The sequence below is a fragment of the Aphanizomenon flos-aquae FACHB-1287 genome (assembly GCF_014698755.1).
Classification (GTDB): domain Bacteria; phylum Cyanobacteriota; class Cyanobacteriia; order Cyanobacteriales; family Nostocaceae; genus Dolichospermum; species Dolichospermum flosaquae.
Map to the genome: position 1 here is coordinate 174,793 of NZ_JACJTO010000003.1, position 17,389 is coordinate 192,181.

General features: G+C 36.3%; 26 protein-coding genes and 1 pseudogene. 13 read left to right on the forward strand and 14 right to left on the reverse strand.

The window, feature by feature from the left end:
- Window positions 1-127: 127 nt before the first annotated feature.
- On the forward strand, window positions 128-703 hold the full coding sequence (locus tag H6G44_RS02805) for a Uma2 family endonuclease (RefSeq protein WP_190385503.1): 576 nt from the start codon (window positions 128-130) through the stop codon (window positions 701-703).
- 131 nt (window positions 704-834) lie between these two features.
- Window positions 835-2,010, forward strand: a complete 1,176-nt coding sequence (locus H6G44_RS02810; RefSeq protein ID WP_190385502.1) for a DNA cytosine methyltransferase — start codon at window positions 835-837, stop codon at window positions 2,008-2,010.
- Window positions 2,011-2,023: 13 nt separating this feature from the next.
- On the opposite strand, the gene H6G44_RS02815 is transcribed toward H6G44_RS02810, so the two are convergent.
- From H6G44_RS02815 to H6G44_RS02845, 7 genes are all read right to left on the reverse strand, one after another.
- Window positions 2,024-2,821 (reverse strand): hypothetical protein, encoded by a 798-nt coding sequence (locus tag H6G44_RS02815; protein ID WP_190385501.1) that lies wholly within the window; start codon window positions 2,819-2,821, stop codon window positions 2,024-2,026.
- Between the two features lie 120 nt (window positions 2,822-2,941).
- Window positions 2,942-3,166 (reverse strand): hypothetical protein, encoded by a 225-nt coding sequence (locus tag H6G44_RS02820; RefSeq protein WP_190385500.1) that lies wholly within the window; start codon window positions 3,164-3,166, stop codon window positions 2,942-2,944.
- Between the two features lie 4 nt (window positions 3,167-3,170).
- Window positions 3,171-3,500, reverse strand: a complete 330-nt coding sequence (locus H6G44_RS02825; protein WP_199291722.1) for a type II toxin-antitoxin system RelE/ParE family toxin — start codon at window positions 3,498-3,500, stop codon at window positions 3,171-3,173.
- A gap of 5 nt (window positions 3,501-3,505) precedes the next feature.
- Window positions 3,506-3,748 carry a ribbon-helix-helix domain-containing protein gene (locus H6G44_RS02830; protein ID WP_148761439.1) on the reverse strand — a complete coding sequence of 81 codons (243 nt, stop codon included), beginning with the start codon at window positions 3,746-3,748 and terminating at the stop codon, window positions 3,506-3,508.
- Window positions 3,749-4,027: 279 nt separating this feature from the next.
- Complete coding sequence (locus H6G44_RS02835) at window positions 4,028-4,471, reverse strand: type II toxin-antitoxin system VapC family toxin (RefSeq protein ID WP_190385576.1); 444 nt, start codon at window positions 4,469-4,471, stop codon at window positions 4,028-4,030.
- A complete protein-coding gene (locus tag H6G44_RS02840) occupies window positions 4,468-4,680 on the reverse strand; it encodes a hypothetical protein (RefSeq protein ID WP_190385499.1) in 213 nt (70 codons plus the stop codon). The genes H6G44_RS02835 and H6G44_RS02840 overlap by 4 nt, the downstream gene beginning before the upstream one ends.
- Before the next feature lie 68 nt (window positions 4,681-4,748).
- The gene (locus tag H6G44_RS02845) at window positions 4,749-5,039 is read right to left on the reverse strand and encodes a type II toxin-antitoxin system Phd/YefM family antitoxin (RefSeq protein ID WP_242031650.1); all 291 of its coding nucleotides are present in this window, start codon (window positions 5,037-5,039) and stop codon (window positions 4,749-4,751) included.
- A 220-nt stretch (window positions 5,040-5,259) separates the two neighbouring features.
- Between H6G44_RS02845 and H6G44_RS02850 the strand changes: the two genes are divergently transcribed.
- The 6 genes and pseudogenes from H6G44_RS02850 to H6G44_RS02875 form a co-directional block, all read left to right on the forward strand.
- Window positions 5,260-5,520 (forward strand): type II toxin-antitoxin system HicA family toxin, encoded by a 261-nt coding sequence (locus H6G44_RS02850; protein WP_190384062.1) that lies wholly within the window; start codon window positions 5,260-5,262, stop codon window positions 5,518-5,520.
- Between the two features lie 53 nt (window positions 5,521-5,573).
- Window positions 5,574-5,912, forward strand: coding sequence for a type II toxin-antitoxin system HicB family antitoxin (locus tag H6G44_RS02855; RefSeq protein WP_190385498.1), 339 nt, complete (start codon window positions 5,574-5,576; stop codon window positions 5,910-5,912).
- Between the two features lie 220 nt (window positions 5,913-6,132).
- On the forward strand, window positions 6,133-6,552 hold the full coding sequence (locus H6G44_RS02860) for a XisH family protein (RefSeq protein WP_190385497.1): 420 nt from the start codon (window positions 6,133-6,135) through the stop codon (window positions 6,550-6,552).
- Window positions 6,540-6,875: a XisI protein gene (locus tag H6G44_RS02865; RefSeq protein ID WP_190385496.1), complete on the forward strand. Its 336-nt coding sequence runs from the start codon at window positions 6,540-6,542 to the stop codon at window positions 6,873-6,875. The genes H6G44_RS02860 and H6G44_RS02865 overlap by 13 nt, the downstream gene beginning before the upstream one ends.
- A 21-nt stretch (window positions 6,876-6,896) precedes the next feature.
- A complete protein-coding gene (locus H6G44_RS02870; protein WP_242031649.1) occupies window positions 6,897-7,049 on the forward strand; it encodes a hypothetical protein in 153 nt (50 codons plus the stop codon).
- Window positions 7,031-7,270: pseudogene (locus H6G44_RS02875) on the forward strand (Uma2 family endonuclease); the annotation flags it as partial. The gene H6G44_RS02870 and the pseudogene H6G44_RS02875, both read left to right, overlap by 19 nt.
- A gap of 171 nt (window positions 7,271-7,441) precedes the next feature.
- On the opposite strand, the gene H6G44_RS02880 reads toward H6G44_RS02875, so the two are convergent.
- The 3 genes from H6G44_RS02880 to glyA all read right to left on the reverse strand — a co-directional run bounded on the left by H6G44_RS02880 (window position 7,442) and on the right by glyA (window position 11,353).
- The gene (locus H6G44_RS02880) at window positions 7,442-8,680 is read right to left on the reverse strand and encodes a lipid-A-disaccharide synthase (RefSeq protein ID WP_190385495.1); all 1,239 of its coding nucleotides are present in this window, start codon (window positions 8,678-8,680) and stop codon (window positions 7,442-7,444) included.
- 850 nt (window positions 8,681-9,530) lie between these two features.
- Window positions 9,531-9,908: a hypothetical protein gene (locus H6G44_RS02885; protein ID WP_190385494.1), complete on the reverse strand. Its 378-nt coding sequence runs from the start codon at window positions 9,906-9,908 to the stop codon at window positions 9,531-9,533.
- Between the two features lie 161 nt (window positions 9,909-10,069).
- A complete protein-coding gene (gene glyA, locus H6G44_RS02890) occupies window positions 10,070-11,353 on the reverse strand; it encodes a serine hydroxymethyltransferase (protein ID WP_190385493.1) in 1,284 nt (427 codons plus the stop codon).
- Between the two features lie 401 nt (window positions 11,354-11,754).
- On the opposite strand from glyA, the gene H6G44_RS02895 reads away from it, so the two are divergent.
- Window positions 11,755-11,952, forward strand: coding sequence for a hypothetical protein (locus H6G44_RS02895; protein WP_190385492.1), 198 nt, complete (start codon window positions 11,755-11,757; stop codon window positions 11,950-11,952).
- A gap of 81 nt (window positions 11,953-12,033) precedes the next feature.
- The gene (locus H6G44_RS02900; RefSeq protein ID WP_190385491.1) at window positions 12,034-12,510 is read left to right on the forward strand and encodes a Tic20 family protein; all 477 of its coding nucleotides are present in this window, start codon (window positions 12,034-12,036) and stop codon (window positions 12,508-12,510) included.
- Here H6G44_RS02900 and H6G44_RS02905 read toward each other — a convergent pair.
- Entirely contained in the window at window positions 12,507-13,280 is a 774-nt protein-coding gene (locus H6G44_RS02905; RefSeq protein ID WP_190385490.1) for a fumarylacetoacetate hydrolase family protein, read from the reverse strand. The two genes, H6G44_RS02900 and H6G44_RS02905, sit on opposite strands and share 4 nt — an antisense overlap.
- A 270-nt stretch (window positions 13,281-13,550) precedes the next feature.
- Here H6G44_RS02905 and rpsF point away from each other — a divergent pair, with 270 nt between their 5' ends.
- The gene (gene rpsF / locus H6G44_RS02910; protein ID WP_190385489.1) at window positions 13,551-13,877 is read left to right on the forward strand and encodes a 30S ribosomal protein S6; all 327 of its coding nucleotides are present in this window, start codon (window positions 13,551-13,553) and stop codon (window positions 13,875-13,877) included.
- A gap of 194 nt (window positions 13,878-14,071) precedes the next feature.
- Window positions 14,072-14,632 (forward strand): Npun_F5560 family protein, encoded by a 561-nt coding sequence (locus H6G44_RS02915; RefSeq protein WP_190385488.1) that lies wholly within the window; start codon window positions 14,072-14,074, stop codon window positions 14,630-14,632.
- 61 nt (window positions 14,633-14,693) lie between these two features.
- On the opposite strand, the gene H6G44_RS02920 is transcribed toward H6G44_RS02915, so the two are convergent.
- On the reverse strand, window positions 14,694-15,581 hold the full coding sequence (locus H6G44_RS02920) for a DUF2887 domain-containing protein (protein ID WP_190385487.1): 888 nt from the start codon (window positions 15,579-15,581) through the stop codon (window positions 14,694-14,696).
- A gap of 206 nt (window positions 15,582-15,787) precedes the next feature.
- Between H6G44_RS02920 and H6G44_RS02925 the strand changes: the two genes are divergently transcribed.
- Entirely contained in the window at window positions 15,788-16,747 is a 960-nt protein-coding gene (locus H6G44_RS02925) for a hypothetical protein (protein ID WP_190385486.1), read from the forward strand.
- 84 nt (window positions 16,748-16,831) lie between these two features.
- On the opposite strand, the gene H6G44_RS02930 is transcribed toward H6G44_RS02925, so the two are convergent.
- Both H6G44_RS02930 and H6G44_RS02935 read right to left on the reverse strand, forming a co-directional pair.
- On the reverse strand, window positions 16,832-17,035 hold the full coding sequence (locus tag H6G44_RS02930) for a putative toxin-antitoxin system toxin component, PIN family (protein WP_390802634.1): 204 nt from the start codon (window positions 17,033-17,035) through the stop codon (window positions 16,832-16,834).
- A 62-nt stretch (window positions 17,036-17,097) separates the two neighbouring features.
- Window positions 17,098-17,389 (reverse strand): transposase (locus H6G44_RS02935; RefSeq protein WP_190595357.1); only part of this gene is annotated, 292 nt, incomplete at its 5' end.

Consider the following 17,389-nt stretch of genomic DNA (forward strand, 5'->3'; position numbering starts at 1 on the left):
TATCTTGATTTTGTTTCGCGCAATCTCTCTTAGAGATCCCGAAGGGTAGTCGCAAAGGAGCAAAGGAAGAGGGAGATTAGTTTATGATTTGGGAAAATAACAATTTTTGTAATTGTGGGATGTGGTTATGAATGCTTTAACTGTGAGTTTAAAATCAGTGATAGATATGACTGATGATCAGTTTTTTCAGCTATGTCAAAACAACCGCGAATTGAGATTTGAAAGAAACGCAAATGGGGAATTAATAATTATGTCACCTGCGGGGGGAGAAACGGGAAATCGTAATGGTAGACTCAATCAACAATTATTTAATTGGACTGATGCTGATGGTACTGGGATAGCTTTTGATTCTTCTACTGGTTTTAAATTACCAAATGGTGCAGATCGTTCTCCTGATGCTTCTTGGATTAAGTTAGAAAGATGGGATGCTTTAACTGATGAGGAAAAACGAAAGTTTCCTCCTATTTGTCCTGATTTTGTAATTGAGTTACTTTCTCCTAGTGATAGTTTGAAGACTACACAGGAAAAGATGAAGGAATATATAGATAATGGTGTGCGTTTGGGGATATTAATTAATCGTAAATCTCGTCAGGTGGAAATTTATAGACCAGGTAAGGAGGTTGAGGTTTTGGATTCTCCTGCTACGGTTTTGGGGGAAGATGTTTTAAAGGGGTTTGTTTTGAATTTGGCGATGATTTGGTAATGTTTACAATTATTCAATCTATCTATAACGAAAGAGTGATACACTTGATCTAATTAGTCATATATGAGCAAGTTCCTTATACATCTCATTATATAACTATTGATTTTAGTAATTGTTGGGGAACGACAAGAATGATAGATGGTAAAGCTATTTCTATTTCCTTATTTACAGGTGCTTTCGGTCTAGATTTGGGTATGGAACAAGCAGGATTTCATACAGTAAGTGTAGTAGAAAAAGACCGTGATGCTACAAAAACAATTGCGCTTAATCGTCCATTTTTGCAGGAAAGTGCTATTCCCAGAGAAATACAAAACGTCAGTTCTCAAGAATTACTTGAAGAAGGGGGAATGGTTTTAAATTTAGGACGTGCTTTACAACCAGGAGAAGTAGATTTAGTAACAGGTGGTCCACCTTGTCAGCCATTTAGTACCGCAGGGAAAAGAGGTTCAGTTATGGACCCTCGCGGTAGTTTATTCATGGACTTTGTTCGCATTGTTAAAGAAGTCCAACCCCGTTTTTTCTTAATGGAAAATGTGAAAGGTTTGCTTTCTGCTCCACTTCGTCATAGACCAATTAACCAAAGAGGAAAAGATTACCCACCCTTAGAAACTGATGAAATAGCTGGTGCTGCTTTAAAAGTAGTATTATCAGAAATGAAGGAAATAGGCTACAACGTCGTTTATAACCTTTTAGAAGCAGCAGATTATGGTGTTCCACAGAATAGAGCGCGTGTAGTATTTATTGGTTCTAGAGATGGTGAAGCTGCTACATTTCCTATTCCCAAATATTGTAAAGATGGTAAAATTTTACCTAAATGGCTGACTTTAGAAGATGCTATAACAGATTTAGTTGATACAGAACGAGAATTTATGGCTTATCCAGAAAGTCGCTTAAAATATTTAAGATTATTGGAAGCTGGACAAAACTGGAAGCATTTACCAGAGGAATTAAAACAAGAAGCTATGGGAGGTGCTTATAATTCGGGAGGTGGAAAAGTAGGTTTTTATAGAAGATTATCTTGGGATAAACCTTCTCCAACAATTACAACAAGTCCACACCAAAAAGCTACAGATATGTGTCATCCTGTAGAATTACGTTCTTTAACTGTCCGTGAATCTGCAAGAATTCAAACTTTTCCCGATGATTGGATTTTTTATGGTTCTGTCAGTTCTAAATATAAACAAATTGGTAATGCAGTTCCCGTATTACTTGCTAAAGAACTTGGTAGTTATCTTCTCAACTTAATTCAAGGAAAGAAAGCAAAAGGTAAAGAGATATCTGAACAACTTTCACTTTTTTCTCTATAGATTTGGTAACTATTTATTTTGTGGCTAATTCAGCAAATGCTTGATCAATTTTCTGTAACATATCTCGGATATGATTTTCAACTAGATCATAATCCATGCAAATCATATTCCAAAATGGTTTACCAGCAATACGAGGAATGTTACTTCTATTTGAAAAAGTCCATTTACCTAAATCAAAAGCTGCTATAAACAAAGAGTTTTTATGAATGCTTAATTCTTTTTTTGCTCTTGGTACTTGCGAACCAGTCAATGTTCCTTTTAGGGTTTTTAGTTGTGCAAACTTAACTGTTTCTTCCGAAAAGAGTAGAATATCAATTCCAGTAATTTTAATTCCAAATTCAAATTCTGGGTTAATAATATAAGGACTAATATCAGATATCTTTTCCCAGAGACTTCCCATTGTTGTACTCAGACTTCTTGTCACTGAGTTGCTAGTAACTAGCAATTTAGCTCCACAGAGTTCAAAAAGATTGGATGGGTTAGGATGATCCTTAATTATTGAATTTTTCTTTTCAAAGTCAAGTTTTAACCACTCAATAAAATCGTCTGCAAATTTTTCAGTTTTACTACTAATTAACTGAGATTGTCTATCTAATTCTAAAACAGATCCATTCTGCTTGTCTTGTGCAATTTGATATTGAAAGTAAGCTGGTGCTATTGAGGATATAATTATTCCATATTTATATGCTATGTGTAAATCTTCATCTGCGATGTGAGTCACATCAATTAATGAAGCATGATGCAAAATTAGTGCTTTCCGTTCTTGGACAGAAAGTGGGATTAAAGTTTCAGCAGTTAATTCAGTAGACATACAAAGCTATATTTAACTTATTGAGCTTTCTTAGTATTACCCAAAATTACCCCCTAAACTGTCATATCTACGGAAATTGTATTTGATTGTTAGTGCAAAATATTAATAAGTACAAAATTACTATGCAAGAGTGATCGCTTTTTGAGGATGTTGGGAGTGCGATCGCTTTTTGGGGATGTGGGAGTGCGATCGCTTTTGGGGGATGTGGGGATGCGATCGCTGTTTTGGAGATGTGGGAGAGCGATCGCTGTTGGGGTTTGGGAGAGCGATCGCTGTTGGGGTTTGGGAGAGCGATCGCTGTTTGAGGATGCGGAGTGCGATAGCGAAGCGCTCCGTAGGAATCAAAAAATTAAACTTCCTCATCTAAGAATGGCAAGAGATCCTCTAAATCTCTCGCCCCATGCAAAACCCGTAGAACCTCCACCCGTTCCTCTTGAACTTTATAAAAAATCAAATAGTCCTTAAAATTCTTAATCCGCCACTGACGAATTGTTCCCATATCAGACAAAGACGACACAACCTTACCCATATTGGGAGTTATCGCCAATTGAGCAAAAGCATACTCAACAAACTCCAAAAACTTCTCCCCTAATTCCCTATTACCATTCACCAAAATATAATTTGCTTGTTGTCTGATATCTTGAGTAGCACGATTGCGAACAATTAACTGAAAAGCCATAATTACTACTGCGCCGCACCAAAGATTGATCGGCGCAAATCCTGCCAATATTCAGGAGTTACAGGTTCAGCTTCTGAGTCCAAACCTTCTTGCAACAAACTAGCTAATTTTGCTTGAGCATCCTTACGCCGTTGATCTTGCTGCAACAACATCAAAAAATAGTCCGCTACAGTATCATAATTGCCAGATTGAAGCTGAACCTCAAGATAAGACTCAAGTTCTTTTGGTATCGGAAAACTCACATTCATAAGTTTCTAATATGAATAAAATCTTATTAGTATCTTATCATTTTTTATTCTGGTGATGAATTTAGGTGATAGCGAAGCGCGACCTAGGAATCGCTTTTGGGAGTGTGGGGAATGCGATAGCGAAGCGCGACCTAGGAATCGCTGTTTTGGGATGTGGGGGTGCGATAGCGAAGCGCGACCGAGGAATCGCTGTTTGGGGATGTGGGGGATGCGATAGCGAAGCGCGACCTAGGAATCGCTTTTGGGGTGTGGGAGTGCGATCGCTGTATTTCAAAGCACTTAACTTATCAATTGATTTAAAACCAACACAGTTAACCCTGGTAAAGAAGGTAAACGTATATCATTTGTCAAGAAAAAAGACGCACCACCATAAATAGCAGTAGCCATTTGAATAGCATCCGGTGTTCTTAAATTGTAATCTGCTCTTAATTTAGCCGCATTTTCAGCAATATCTGGTAAAACTTCAATAGTTGTTAAACCTTGAGAATTGAAAAGAATATCACGATATTGTTGAGCTAATATCGTATTTCCTGCACGTAAAGGATAAACTAAAACTTCTGATATAGTTAAAACCGACGTGACAACACTAAACTCACCTCTATACATGGCTGTAAAAAAAGTATCTGTAACTTCTAAATAACTAGGATTTTCTTCTATAAAATAAATTAGCGGTGCAGTATCTAAACCTATAATTTTACTTTGTAATTTATTTAGCCATTCTATGAATCACGTTCCTGATTGACATATTCCTGAGCGTCAATATTTCCCCAAATTTCCTTACCTAAACCACGCAATTCTAAAATACTACGCTTTGGGTTTGATGTCATTTTCAATTGTTGACGAATTAAGATAGATAAATCCTCAACTAATTTAAGCTGTTCTTCAGGAGTCAGATTTTTAGCTTGTTGTAACAATTCTTGATAGTTAGACATACATTTTTTAATCCTCTTTTATCCACAGGAAAATACTCTCAATATCAGCAATAGCACTAGGTGAAATCTCAATCCGGTATGCCATATTTTTCCTTAAATTCTGCAAATGCTTGATTTAAGGGCATACCCTCACCTTGTTCAAACTCATTTATACTTTGACGGATCTTAGCAACAGATTCCAGTAATTCCAGTCTATCAATCAGTTTTTGATAACTTTCAGCATCTTGAACCACAGCAGCAGCTTTACCATTCACAGTCAACACAATGGGAGATTGAGTTTCTTTTAACTTATCCAGAAACATCTTTGCTCCACGCTGAAATTCTGATAAGGGGTGAATATCGCTTAGACTAAACATCATAATTTCAATAAATTATTTGATAATTTCATGTTAATTGTATGAAAATATTTTGTCAAGGGAAGATATAGCTCTTTTGGGATGTGGGGAGTGCGTAAGCGTTGCGCTGCTGCAAGCAGTTCGCTGTTTTAAGAGATACAATCACATTTTATTCAGAATATCTATTGACATGATATCATAATATGATATCTTATATATTAGCTTCTGTTAAAAGTAAAAAAGGATGAATCTTAATAATAAACAGCAAAAGATTTTAGAATTAATTTTTACAAATCCTGTATCAGCAAGTATTATTTGGCAAGATATAGAAAATTTATTTACAGCTTTAGGTGCTGATGTTAGTCAAGGTAGCGGTTCAAGAGTAAGAGTTAAATTAAATGATGTTAGAGGTTATTTCCATGAACCACATCCAGAAAAAGAAGCCGATAAAGGAGCAGTGAAATCAGTGAGAGAATTTTTGATAAAAGCAGGAATTGAACCATAAATAGTTTGTAGTAAAATCAATCGCAAAAAAACTGAGTGAGGATTATTAAAATTATGTTGACTTATAAAGGATATACGGCATCAATAGAAGTAGACGTAGAAGCAGGAATACTTTTTGGAAGAGTTCTTGATATTAATGATGTAATTACTTTTAAAGCTAAAACTGTCGAAGAAGCACGTCAAGAATTTGAAACTTCTATTGATGGTTATTTAGCTTTTTGTGAAGAATTAGGAGAAGAACCTGATAAACCTTTTTCTGGAAAATTGCCATTTAGAACTACTCCAGAACATCACAGAAAAATTTTCATTGCAGCTAAAAAAGCTGGAAAAAGTATTAATGCTTGGATGGATGAAATATTAATTAATGCTGCTGATAAATCTATTAAAGCCTAGACTATTAAATGGATTAGCAATAGCGAAGCACTCCCTGGTAATCGCTGTTTTGGGATGTGGGGGTGCGATAGCGAAGCGCGACCTAGGAATCGCTGTTTGGGGATGTGGGGAGTGCGTAAGCGTTGCGCTGCTGCAAGCAGTTCGCTTGTTGGGGATGTAGAAGGTGCGATCGCTTTCTGGTAATCTAATTATAGAATAAGCAATATAATAATAGATATGTATGTCAGCTAAAGATGTTTTTCATGGAGTTGTTAAAATAGCTTTACAAAAAGATGGTTGGCAAGTTACTAATGACCCACTTACAATTAGTGTAGGAGGAGTTAATCTTTCTATTGATTTAGCCGCAGAAAAGCTAATAGCCGCAGAACGGGAAGGACAAAAAATTGCAGTCGAAGTCAAAAGTTTTTTAGAAAGATCGTCTGCTATTTCCGAATTTCATACAGCATTAGGACAATTTATTAATTATCGAGGTGCATTGAGAAGGTTGCAACCGGAGCGTGTTTTATATTTAGCAGTTCCTTTAACAACTTACAAAACATTTTTTCAACTTGATTTCCCCAAAGATATGATTTTAGAAAATCAGTTAAAAATGATTGTTTATGATGTAGAGCAAGAGGTAATTTTTAAATGGATACATTAACTAGATATCGCCAGATTGTAAAACAAATATTACAGGAATATAGTAAGCAAAAACCATCTTATGGCAATATAGAAGTAGAGACAATTTTTGATACAGAACGTGACCATTATCAAATAGTTCATATCGGCTGGGAAGGTCAAGATTGGGTACATAGTTGTATCATTCATATTGATATTAAAGGCGGTAAAATTTGGCTGCAATGGAATGGGACGGAGGATGATATTGCTGCTGATTTAGTGGCTGCTGGAGTTCCCAAGGGGGATATTGTGTTAGGTTTTCAGTCTCCTTTTATGAGACAGTTTACAGAATATGCTGTTAGTTAAAATATTTAAGGAGTATTGATTATGAATAATTTGCAAGATATTACTCAAGATAGATTAGTAAAACCAATACATCCTGGTGAAGTAATTGCAGATATTTTAGATGATTTAGAGATTAATTATAACGATTTTGCCCAAATTTTAGGAGTATCTAATCAATATGTCCTGATTTTGTAATTGAGCTACTTTCTCCTAGTGATAGTTTTAAGAGTACACAGGAAAAGATGAGGGAATATATAGATAATGGTATACGTTTGGGGATATTAATTAATCGGAAATCTCGTCAAGTGGGAATTTATAGACAAGGTAAAGAGGTTGAGGTTTTGGATGCTCCTGCTACGGTTTCAGTGCAAGATATTTTAAAAGATTTTATGTTAAATTTGGGCATGATTTGGTAGTTTATTATGTATAATAAAAGGTAATTATGAAGATTTAAGTACCTTAGAAAAATCTTGAACTTAAAGAATATTTATCATTCACTGAATACCAATATTGCATACCCTAATCCCTACCTAGCACTTATTATAAATTTCAAATAAATAGGAGAGCCTTCGTAGTTTTATATAAATCTATAATAACTCTTTCCTGACTAAAATTGCCAACTTCTCAGCAGCACCACCTTCACCCCTAACACTACGTAATTTATGCCGAATAGCCTCTAATTTCTCTGGATTTGCTAACAAATCTAAAACCATTTCTCCCACCTCTTTTGGTTGTAATTTACCTACTAATTCTGGAACAATTTCTACTTGTGCCCAAATATTTGGCCAAGCTAATAAACCCTTATTTTTTAACATCCACCAATTAATTATCCTAGCAAAAGTTGTGCCCATAAATGGTAAATTTGCTAATATTCCTGGTAAACCATCCCAAGAACGCATAGCATCTAATTGTTGAGTAGGTAATAATACAATCATAGGTACAGCTAATGCTCCTAATTCTGCGGTATTTGCACCAACTGTAGTTAAACAAATCGAACATTGAGATAATAAATGATAAGCGGGATTTTCTTGTTTTAATTCTACTATTAAACCTGTAGAAGTTAGGAAATGATTATCTATTAAATCAGCACCTTGAAAATTAAATGCTTTTGTAAATAGATTATTTTCTGGATTAGCAAAACTAGCTAAAGTTGGTAAATCTAAAGTTGGTGCAACCGGAATAAAAAACTTTGTCTGGGGTAATTTACTATGAATATATTCAGCAATAGCTAAGGTTAAAGGTACACCTTGAGTTAATTTCGCTGCTTTTGAACCTGGTAAAATTCCAATAATGTTAATTTGAGTTTGAGCATTTTCAATTTTAGATATTATGTCATTCTCTGCTGCTTCTAACATTAAATCACCAACAATAGTAAATTTATCTGCATATTTAGAAGCAACATTTTTCGCAACTTGTCCTTTCATAATAGCAAATTTATCTATAAAATTGTGCCAACGTGCTTCCCATTCAGCATAAACTACAGTTTTATATCCTAACTTCTTACCAATAATAACCGGAAAAATTTGATCACCACCTAAAAATATAACCACACCTTGATTTCTCCATTCCCAATTTTCCGCAGTTTTTCCCCACAGTAAAAATTGCCAAAAATGTTCTGCTGCTTGAACTCTATCAACCTCTGGATAACTCAACGCTATAACAGTTTCTTTACCACTAGCATGAGGACAAGGTGATAATATTACAGAAATTCTCACTTGAGAAATATCATGTCCTAATTGTTCTCTCAATGCTTTAACAACAGGACGTACCCAGGTTGTTACCTCCCCTGGTCCATTGGAAAGAATCAGAATATCTACTGGAGTCATTTAATTATTACCTAATTAGTTATAAAAAATGATTATACTGGTATAATGGATGAAAGCAACAAAACAGGATCTATAAATTAGAATCTCAATTAAATATAGTGACAAGGTATCTAAAGTTTTGTATCATATTCAATCAAATTAAGCACAAAATCAAATAATAATGTACCATAGTCATTAGTAGCGTAAATGTGCAATGCTTCCCTTACTGTTTTCAAAGAATATCAGGTAAGCTACACCCTGATTTACTCATAGCAGAATGTGGCAGCTTTCACAGGTAAACCTAGTTTGGTAATACTCATGTCTAAGGAAAAAAAAGGTAATAAAGAAGCTAAAAAGCCTAAGAAAGATCCCAAGGACAAAAAGGAGAAAAAAGACCCAAACAGATATGATGGTTTAACTAAGTAAGAAAGATAAGATTAATTTGATGAGAATTTCTGGTAGGGTATAACAAGGGTTTTAGGCTTTCAGCTTTTAACAAATTCAGGTCATTATCCATGCGAATAAATGGGTAATGACCCTTGATTTTTAAAGTAAATACAGCAGTTTCCATGCTCATAACGAACAAAGTTGTTTAGTTTGAGGGAACAGTGAATAAATTAGTATATACTTCATTATTTTGTAATAACCAATTTTCTTAAGTTCTTCAATTCTTAACAAATCAAAATCAATACATTCACTGGTAATTCAAAATTATAGGTTTTAAAAATCAAGCAACTATTAAAACACAAAAAAATCTCATAAAGCTTACTAAATATAACAAACAAACCTTGTTTTTCTATTCCCTGCTATCAACTTCTCAGTCTAGCATAACAAGTACCTAAAAGCCAATAAATTTTGAAAGTACATAAATTCACTCTTCCCCTTGTCCGCGTCCTAATTCATACACACCAGCACCCATACAAGCAAGAATTCCAATACTAATTCCCCAACTATTACCCAAACTGACATCTAAAATCCAGTTAGATAAACCACCAAATATCAAAAATGGGAAAATGCTAAATAGTGAAGCATAAAAGGAATTTTGCGCTTCTCTGGCTTTGCGTGTCTTTTCAAATTCTGATTCACTGGTATAGAGAGACTGTTCCGCAAAATTGAACCAGCGGTTGAGTTGTGTAGTTACCCATTCCCTAGTTTGGGAAAAACTCAAATATAACGCTAAAGCCCATAAACAACTACCAGCGATCACAATCTTATCTAACTCAAAGCGAAAAGGCAATATCTCGAACATGGGATCATTATAACTCTCTAATTCCTAATTTTAGCCTTGATCAGTCCCTAAATTGCAAATTGAAAAGATTTTTGTAGAATCGTTTTCAATATTTAAAACTTAGGGTTAAATCTGATACTGTGGATTTTGGATTGCTGATACTCATCCAAAATCCAAAAATTTTAAGCTATAACTGGTACAGGAATTTCCAAATGAGGATATAATGGGAAATTATCGCACAATGCCGCTACCCGCATTAAACAATCCTTAGTTACTATATCCGAATCTGGAGAAAGCAACCTATCAGCAATAATATCACCAATTTCCCTAAATTCTGCCACACCTAGACCTCTTGTCGTCATAGCAGGAGAACCCAGTCTTAACCCACTGGTAATAAAAGGTGATTTGGTATCAAAAGGAACTGTATTCTTATTGGCCGTAATATTCACCGTACTGAGTAATTGATCCCCCTTCTTTCCGGTCATATTAATACATCGTAAATCCACTAGCATTAAATGATTATCAGTTCCATCAGATACCAGCTTAAATCCCCTACTTTGTAATTGAGTAGCTAAAACCTGAGCATTTTCAATTACTCGTCCACAATAGTCTGTAAAATCAGGCTTGAGAGCCTCACCAAAAGCCACAGCTTTACCAGCAATAACGTGTTCTAAAGGTCCACCTTGAGTACCTGGGAAAACTGACTTATCCAACTTTTCACCCAATTCTGCATCACGAGTTAAAATTAAACCACCGCGAGGTCCACGCAAGGTCTTATGAGTTGTAGTTGTAACAACATCACAATAAGGTAAGGGGTTGGGATGATGACCAGTAGCCACTAAACCAGCAATATGGGCAATATCCGCAAGTAAATAAGCACCAACTTCATCAGCAATACTACGGAACTTTTCAAAGTCAATAATCCGCGGATAAGCTGAATAACCACAAATCAACAATTTAGGCCGTTCTTTGATAGCTAAATCACGAATTTGGTCATAGTCCAATTGTTCAGTTTCTTTACTGACACCATAATGACGGACTTGAAACCACTTACCAGAAACATTCACTGGTGAACCGTGGGTCAGGTGTCCCCCATGAGATAAGTCCATACCCATAATTGTATCTCCTGGTTGCAGCAAAGTCAAGAAGACAGCAAAATTAGCTTGTGCACCAGAATGGGGTTGAACATTAGCATGAGCAGCGCCAAATAACTGTTTAGCTCGGTCAATGGCTATTTGTTCAACTTTGTCAACAAACTCACAACCGCCATAATAGCGTTTACCGGGTAATCCTTCGGCGTATTTATTAGTTAATACTGAACCTTGGGCTGCTAATACAGCAGCGGAAGTAAAGTTTTCACTCGCAATTAATTCCAGGTGGTCACGTTGACGCTGTAATTCTTGGTTAATTAGTTCGTTAATGGTAGAATCAGAGTTTTTTAACAGGTCTGAGTTAGTTTTGGTCATTTTAATGATATTGATGAAGTTGACAAAAATAGAAATGGGGGTTAAACCTATTACCAAAGTTATAAATTAGGCAATTTGTTCATGATTAGAATCTAGACTGACAAACAATGAGTTATGGGAATGTCATTATGTAAGAATATCTGACTTTAATCAACGTGGTAATCCGAATTTATGTATAATTTGTACTCAAATTAACAAAAGTCTTAAACATACAAGATACAATAAAAATGGATTATATAGTTAGTAACTTTTCTCTATTAAGCTGTTACGCAGCTAAATTTGATCACCGCAATTTACTTGAACTTTATGGTGCGGTCATCTTACCTGCTATAATTATACAAACTAAATGCAGTACAGCTTACCAACATTTTTTGAGATTACTCTATTGACAGGGGGGTTAGATGTTAGTCATTTTCACCGACAATCAAATCCTTAGCTCGGACAAGGTTTGTCAATCTTGTTTACTAGCAAATAGTAGTGGACAACCTCGCTGGGGTGGAGGTAAACTACGCTGTGGTCAAGCAATTAGTAAGTTTACAGAACAACAGCCAGATCAATATGAGTGTATCATGGGCTTTCGTGTCGCCAATATCAAATAATGGTGATTTGTCAGCAAAGTTAAGCATCTGCGTTATCCTAAGCTCAATAGCTGTTAAAATTTAGCCACAGGAGAATACAAAATGTCTTGGCGCGGGTCTACAACCTTTCCAGAGCGATTTTTCGCTTGTTTACCTTATTTATTACCTTTAATTGAGGTGTTTGCTTTCGGTCAGTTTTTCTTGAAAGATTTTCCACTTTTAGGGCTGATATTTTTACCTCTGTTCCCACTGTTAAAAATTTACTATGGTGTCCGCTTTGCGGGGATGATTATTTTCTTTGCTTTGTGGTTATTGGTGGTCAGAAACGAGAAAATTCATCATTTTATTCGTTTTAACACGATGCAAGCTATCATCTTAGATATTGTGATCTTTTTATGTAGCGTCTTGACCGATATTGTCAAATTAGTTCCTGGTAGTGGATTTGCTATGCAAACACTTTATACAACTATTTTCCTGGGGATAGTAGCAGCGGTTGTTTATTCCGTTGCTCAGTCATTAATGGGCAAATATGCGGAAATTCCCGCTATTTCCGATGCAGTACATATGCAGGTACGCTAACGCTCCACAACTGTGTTTTCTAGGCGACCAATACCTTCGATTTCTACACGGATGCGATCGCCTATTTGCAAAGCCCCCACCCCCATCGGTGTACCAGTTAATACTATATCCCCAGGTAATAAAGTCATCACTTGACTAATATAAGACACCAAGAAATCTGGAGAAAATACCATTTGATCAATACAGGTCGATTGGACGGGATGATCATGATCATTCAGAAACGTCTGTAATCTCGCTCCTGGATTCAATTCTCGGACAATCCAAGGACCCAAAGGACAAAAAGTATCAAAACCCTTAGCTCTAGTCCATTGGGGGTCTTTTTTTTGTAAATCCCTGGCTGTGATATCATTAGCAATGGTATAACCCCAAATTTTACTTTGGGCTTGGGCTGGGGTACAATCACAGGTGTGATCACCAATCACAAGAGCCAGTTCTCCCTCATAGTCCACCTTTTGAGACTGGGGAGGATACTTAATTTCTCCCTCTGACCCAATTAAAGATGTAGGTGGTTTGAAAAAAATTAGGGGTTCAGCCGGTACAGGTGTTCCCATTTCTGCTGCATGATCAACATAATTCTTACCTACACCAACAATTTTTGAAGGCGCGCAGGGGGCTAAAATCCTGTAAGAGTTGGCCGGGAGGATTAAATCCGTAGGTTGACCATCCAACCAAGGTGGAGCATCTAGCACTTCTACATTCTGAGAAAGCTGGAGCAACCCATAGTAAATTTTCCCATCTTGACTGTGAACCCGCACATATCGTTGCGCCATAAGTTTGACAAATATCCTTAAATATGCTTTCTTTCGGTAGAATCTGGTTATTGATTGCTATTGAAAACTGCTAAAATTATAAGATAAATATGGAAAACTTGATGACTTTAGTGGACAAATCCGGCTAAAATTTGTGTTAATATAGAATGGCTAAAAAATTGTCAAAATTCCTTGTTGCTTGAGATGTTGATCAATAAAAGTATCGCTCACGGCAATCTTTGTATGAATTAACACCTCTTCAGCCATTGTCCAAAAGGTAAATTAAAGAACATGACCACAGTTTACGAAACTATGTACATCCTGCGTCCTGACTTGGGAGATGAGCAAGTAGTACAACAAATTGCTAAATACGAAAACTTAATTCGTGAACACGGCGCTGAGAATATTGAAATTCAAAACCGTGGTAAGCGTCGTCTAGCTTATGAAATTCAAAAGCATCGTGATGGCGTTTACGTTCAACTTAATTATACAGGTCCTGGAACTGTAATTGCTATCATGGAACGGGCAATGCGATTAAGTGAAGAAGTAATTCGCTATATGACGGTTAAACAAGACGTGCACAAAGAAAAACCAGAAGAAGAAGTTGTAGCAGCTTAATAACTACGTTTTCCTAAGTGATTGGTTAGGAGTTCAGCAGTGTGGCTTGTGTCATGCTGCGACATTAAAAAGTTAAGAAAATTAATAAAAATTCCTCAATTATTTGACTAAAATTGGAAACTATATGATATAATTATCGCAAGTCAAAAGCTAACTATAACTGTATATATATTGAATAAGAGCTTGAAGTCACTGTGAGCCAATCTGATATACCAAACATCCAAGAACTATCTACGGAAGTATCCCAATTGCGTCAAGACTTGCAACTGCGGGATCAATTAGTACAACAGTTATCTCAAGAACTATTCCGGCTAGTCAAGGGTAATACCAACTTTACACCGCCAAAATCTGATCCAGAAATAGATTTGGGTCAATTGCAGGTTTTAAGAGAGCAAATCCAAGCCGTAGAACAGCAGGTGACATTTTACCAAGAGCAAATTACTAATCGTGATACGGAGATACACCAATTGCGCCAGTCTGTGCAAGAACTAACTGATCGCAGTAGAATGTTAGAGCAGGTGGTACAGGAATTACCCCAAATTTATCGTAGTAAGTTTGAGGAACGGATGACACCAGTACGAGATAAAGTCGCAATATTACAACGAGAAAATCGCCAATTACAGGCTGAATTGCAGAGTGTTAGTTATCGTTTAGCGCTCAAGAACCGCTATACAAATCATGGTGGTATTGATTTACCTACTTTTCCGCGTTCAGAAGTTGCACCTGAGAATTTTCCTGCTCCCCATAATGCCTAAAATTTGTGAATGTACTTGAATCAAAGACTGTATTCCACAGTACCTATATTTTTGTCGATTATCACTTTAGATTCTCCTGGTTACTTAACCAAGTATCTATGTCTGTGGGGTTGATAAAATCAAGGAGGACTTCTCCTAATGCTTCCAGAATGGGAACGGATAAAGCGCGAATTTGGGTTTCTTGATTTGGGGTGATTACTCCAAAACGACGTTTTAACTGACGGATAATCAGTTTTGCTTCCCCTTCCTGCTCACCTTTCTGTCTACCTTTTTGCTCACCCTCCTGTATGCCTTCCTGTATACCTAATTGGAAAACATCTCGATAAAAACGGGTTTGAGTAATATCAGCGGTTTTTAGGTCTAACATTTTTAATATTTCCTCCAAACTCAGGTTAGGGAATTTATTTACTAGTATAGCTTCAACTAAATCAAGTTTTTGTCTAAATTCTGGTTGACTTTTACTACTTTCTAGCAGGTTTTGAGCGGCTTGAACGGTTTTTGTTTTCGGTAGGATAATCAGTTGCAGTAATGCTAAATTGGGACTTAGGGGATTTTGATGTAGCAGGTCTTGGAGGTAAAGTCTTTGGACTTGGTTATCTAACTGGAATTGGTAAGGGATTTCTGAACCCAGGTCATGACGACGGGATTTGAGAATTAGCAATCCTCGCCAGGGTCTGATGATTTTATATTGTTTTAAATAAAGGTAAATTTCTGCAAAGTAGCGTCCATAAAAGTCTGTATCTGGTTGCATTTGCGCTTCTAGAAAGACTATGGGCAAGTTGGGGTCATTTCCTACGGGGGTTAAAATTCCATCATGGCGAAATTCCTGTTCTTTAATGACTGGTGCTGAGTAATCGAATTGACAATCTGGGGGGATTCCGGGGAGGAGTTCGGCAAGAAGACCTGGTTGATTGAGGAATATGCGGTAAAATAGCTTATCGGTCTTCATGCTTATTTACATTTGAAAATATGAGCGATCGCCATGATTAATATTATTATAGATTAGGTTGGTTTTAGAGAATTCCTTGCAGCAGCACTGAAGCGATCGCTTTTCACCAAACTCCCGTACGTCAAGGAATTTTTGTGATTAAATTCCATAAATTAGCTCATTGCGGATAAAATAGAGCTAATTGAGCGGTCAGTGCATCACTATAAATGACTAAAAACCCATTTGATCAATTTTCCAAACAGTTATTTGCAGAATTTCTATCCTCCTTGGGTGAGGTGCGAATAAATTATGAAATACCTGGAGAACCCAGATTTGTCGATATTTGGTTTACACCATCGACTCAACAGCATCAGTCAGAAAATTTAGGTATTTTAAATAAAATTGCTGTAACCAGTTGTTTGTTAGAACCCTTTCGCAAGCAACCAACAGAAAGAGAAATTCGCAGTTGTTTAGCCAAACTATTCCACCTAGAAGCAGATTTACAACGTCAAGCCAAACGAGATAAAAAAAGTATTCCTGACCATGAACTACCAAGGTTGTGGATTATTGCTACTTCTTTTTCTCATAAACTGCTGAATAAATTTATGGCCACCGAGGATGAAAACTGGCTGCCAGGCATTTACTTTCCGTCACAATTACTGCTGACTGGAGTAATTGCCATTGATAAGTTAGCGAATACTCCAGAAACTCTCTGGTTGAGGATTTTAGGTAAAGGAATAATTCAACAAGCTGCAATTAATGAAGTAATTGCTTTACCCGAAGATGATAGAAAACGCTATACTATTTTAAAGTTATTAGGGACTTGGAAAATTACTATGGAAATAAGCAATGAGATTGATGTTGAAGATAGGGAGTTAATAATGAATTTAACACCGGCTTATTTAGAGTGGGAACGGATAACGGAGCTTCGTGGTTTAGAGCGCGGTAAGGAAATAGGCAAGGAAATAGGTAAGGAGATAGGCAAGGAAATAGGTAAGGAAATAGGTAAGGAACAGGAAAGACGGCAAATAGTAGAAAACCTGCTTTTAGCGCGATTTGGCTTTATAGACGAGCAATTAGCGGCAGTTGTTCAGCCTGTATTAAATTTAACACCTCACGAATATACTACCTTGCTGTTGCAGTTGTCTAGTTTATCTCGTGAGCAGTTGTTAGCCCGATTTCAATAGACCTCTAAGCAGTTCGCTACTATTGTCCTTAGTAGTCAAGGGATTGTGGTTACACCTCTTGCTGTACCTTCAGCCGGTGACAAGTCAGAATCTCTGATGCGGGTCTGAAGATAAACTATCTAAAAACTGACTCGGTGTAACAATCAAGATATCTCGAAAAGGATGCAGTTCTAATAAGTCTTTGTCTCCTGTGATAATATGAGTGGCATTTCCAGAAATGGCTAATTCTAAGAATTTATTATCTTTAGGATCTCGACAAATATCAATTGTTTCATTAATTGCAGAAATGTTGAATGTCGTTACAAAACTTTACATATTTAAGTATACTAGTATTATCAAGGGTAAAAATGTCAACATTTCATAATATCTTCCATCCAATGAACATAACTGATTTGTTGACACATACAAGCTTGAAGATAGCGGAATTTATCTAACATCTTTTCACCCCATTCTTTCGGAACAGATACAAGTTGTAAAATCAGATAAGCGATAAGACTAGCATAAATTTGAATAGCAATACCATTAACATTTTTAGTGATTAATCTATCCAGTTTTAGGTGCATCTTTAAAAATTTCCATAACAGTTCAACTCCCCACCGTAAACGATAAATATCTCTGATTTCATTATCTGTAACTGCTGCC

Coding starts and splice junctions, on each gene's coding strand:
- H6G44_RS02805 (WP_190385503.1), top strand. CDS start 128: ATGAATGCTTTAACTGTGAGTTTAAAATCAGTGATAGATATGACTGAT.
- H6G44_RS02810 (WP_190385502.1), top strand. CDS start 835: ATGATAGATGGTAAAGCTATTTCTATTTCCTTATTTACAGGTGCTTTC.
- H6G44_RS02815 (WP_190385501.1), bottom strand. CDS start 2,821: ATGTCTACTGAATTAACTGCTGAAACTTTAATCCCACTTTCTGTCCAA.
- H6G44_RS02825 (WP_199291722.1), bottom strand. CDS start 3,500: ATGGCTTTTCAGTTAATTGTTCGCAATCGTGCTACTCAAGATATCAGA.
- H6G44_RS02830 (WP_148761439.1), bottom strand. CDS start 3,748: ATGAATGTGAGTTTTCCGATACCAAAAGAACTTGAGTCTTATCTTGAG.
- H6G44_RS02840 (WP_190385499.1), bottom strand. CDS start 4,680: ATGTCTAACTATCAAGAATTGTTACAACAAGCTAAAAATCTGACTCCT.
- H6G44_RS02845 (WP_242031650.1), bottom strand. CDS start 5,039: ATGATGTTTAGTCTAAGCGATATTCACCCCTTATCAGAATTTCAGCGT.
- H6G44_RS02850 (WP_190384062.1), top strand. CDS start 5,260: ATGAATCTTAATAATAAACAGCAAAAGATTTTAGAATTAATTTTTACA.
- H6G44_RS02855 (WP_190385498.1), top strand. CDS start 5,574: ATGTTGACTTATAAAGGATATACGGCATCAATAGAAGTAGACGTAGAA.
- H6G44_RS02860 (WP_190385497.1), top strand. CDS start 6,133: ATGTCAGCTAAAGATGTTTTTCATGGAGTTGTTAAAATAGCTTTACAA.
- H6G44_RS02865 (WP_190385496.1), top strand. CDS start 6,540: ATGGATACATTAACTAGATATCGCCAGATTGTAAAACAAATATTACAG.
- H6G44_RS02870 (WP_242031649.1), top strand. CDS start 6,897: ATGAATAATTTGCAAGATATTACTCAAGATAGATTAGTAAAACCAATA.
- H6G44_RS02880 (WP_190385495.1), bottom strand. CDS start 8,680: ATGACTCCAGTAGATATTCTGATTCTTTCCAATGGACCAGGGGAGGTA.
- H6G44_RS02885 (WP_190385494.1), bottom strand. CDS start 9,908: ATGTTCGAGATATTGCCTTTTCGCTTTGAGTTAGATAAGATTGTGATC.
- glyA (WP_190385493.1), bottom strand. CDS start 11,353: ATGACCAAAACTAACTCAGACCTGTTAAAAAACTCTGATTCTACCATT.
- H6G44_RS02895 (WP_190385492.1), top strand. CDS start 11,755: ATGTTAGTCATTTTCACCGACAATCAAATCCTTAGCTCGGACAAGGTT.
- H6G44_RS02900 (WP_190385491.1), top strand. CDS start 12,034: ATGTCTTGGCGCGGGTCTACAACCTTTCCAGAGCGATTTTTCGCTTGT.
- H6G44_RS02905 (WP_190385490.1), bottom strand. CDS start 13,280: ATGGCGCAACGATATGTGCGGGTTCACAGTCAAGATGGGAAAATTTAC.
- rpsF (WP_190385489.1), top strand. CDS start 13,551: ATGACCACAGTTTACGAAACTATGTACATCCTGCGTCCTGACTTGGGA.
- H6G44_RS02920 (WP_190385487.1), bottom strand. CDS start 15,581: ATGAAGACCGATAAGCTATTTTACCGCATATTCCTCAATCAACCAGGT.
- H6G44_RS02925 (WP_190385486.1), top strand. CDS start 15,788: ATGACTAAAAACCCATTTGATCAATTTTCCAAACAGTTATTTGCAGAA.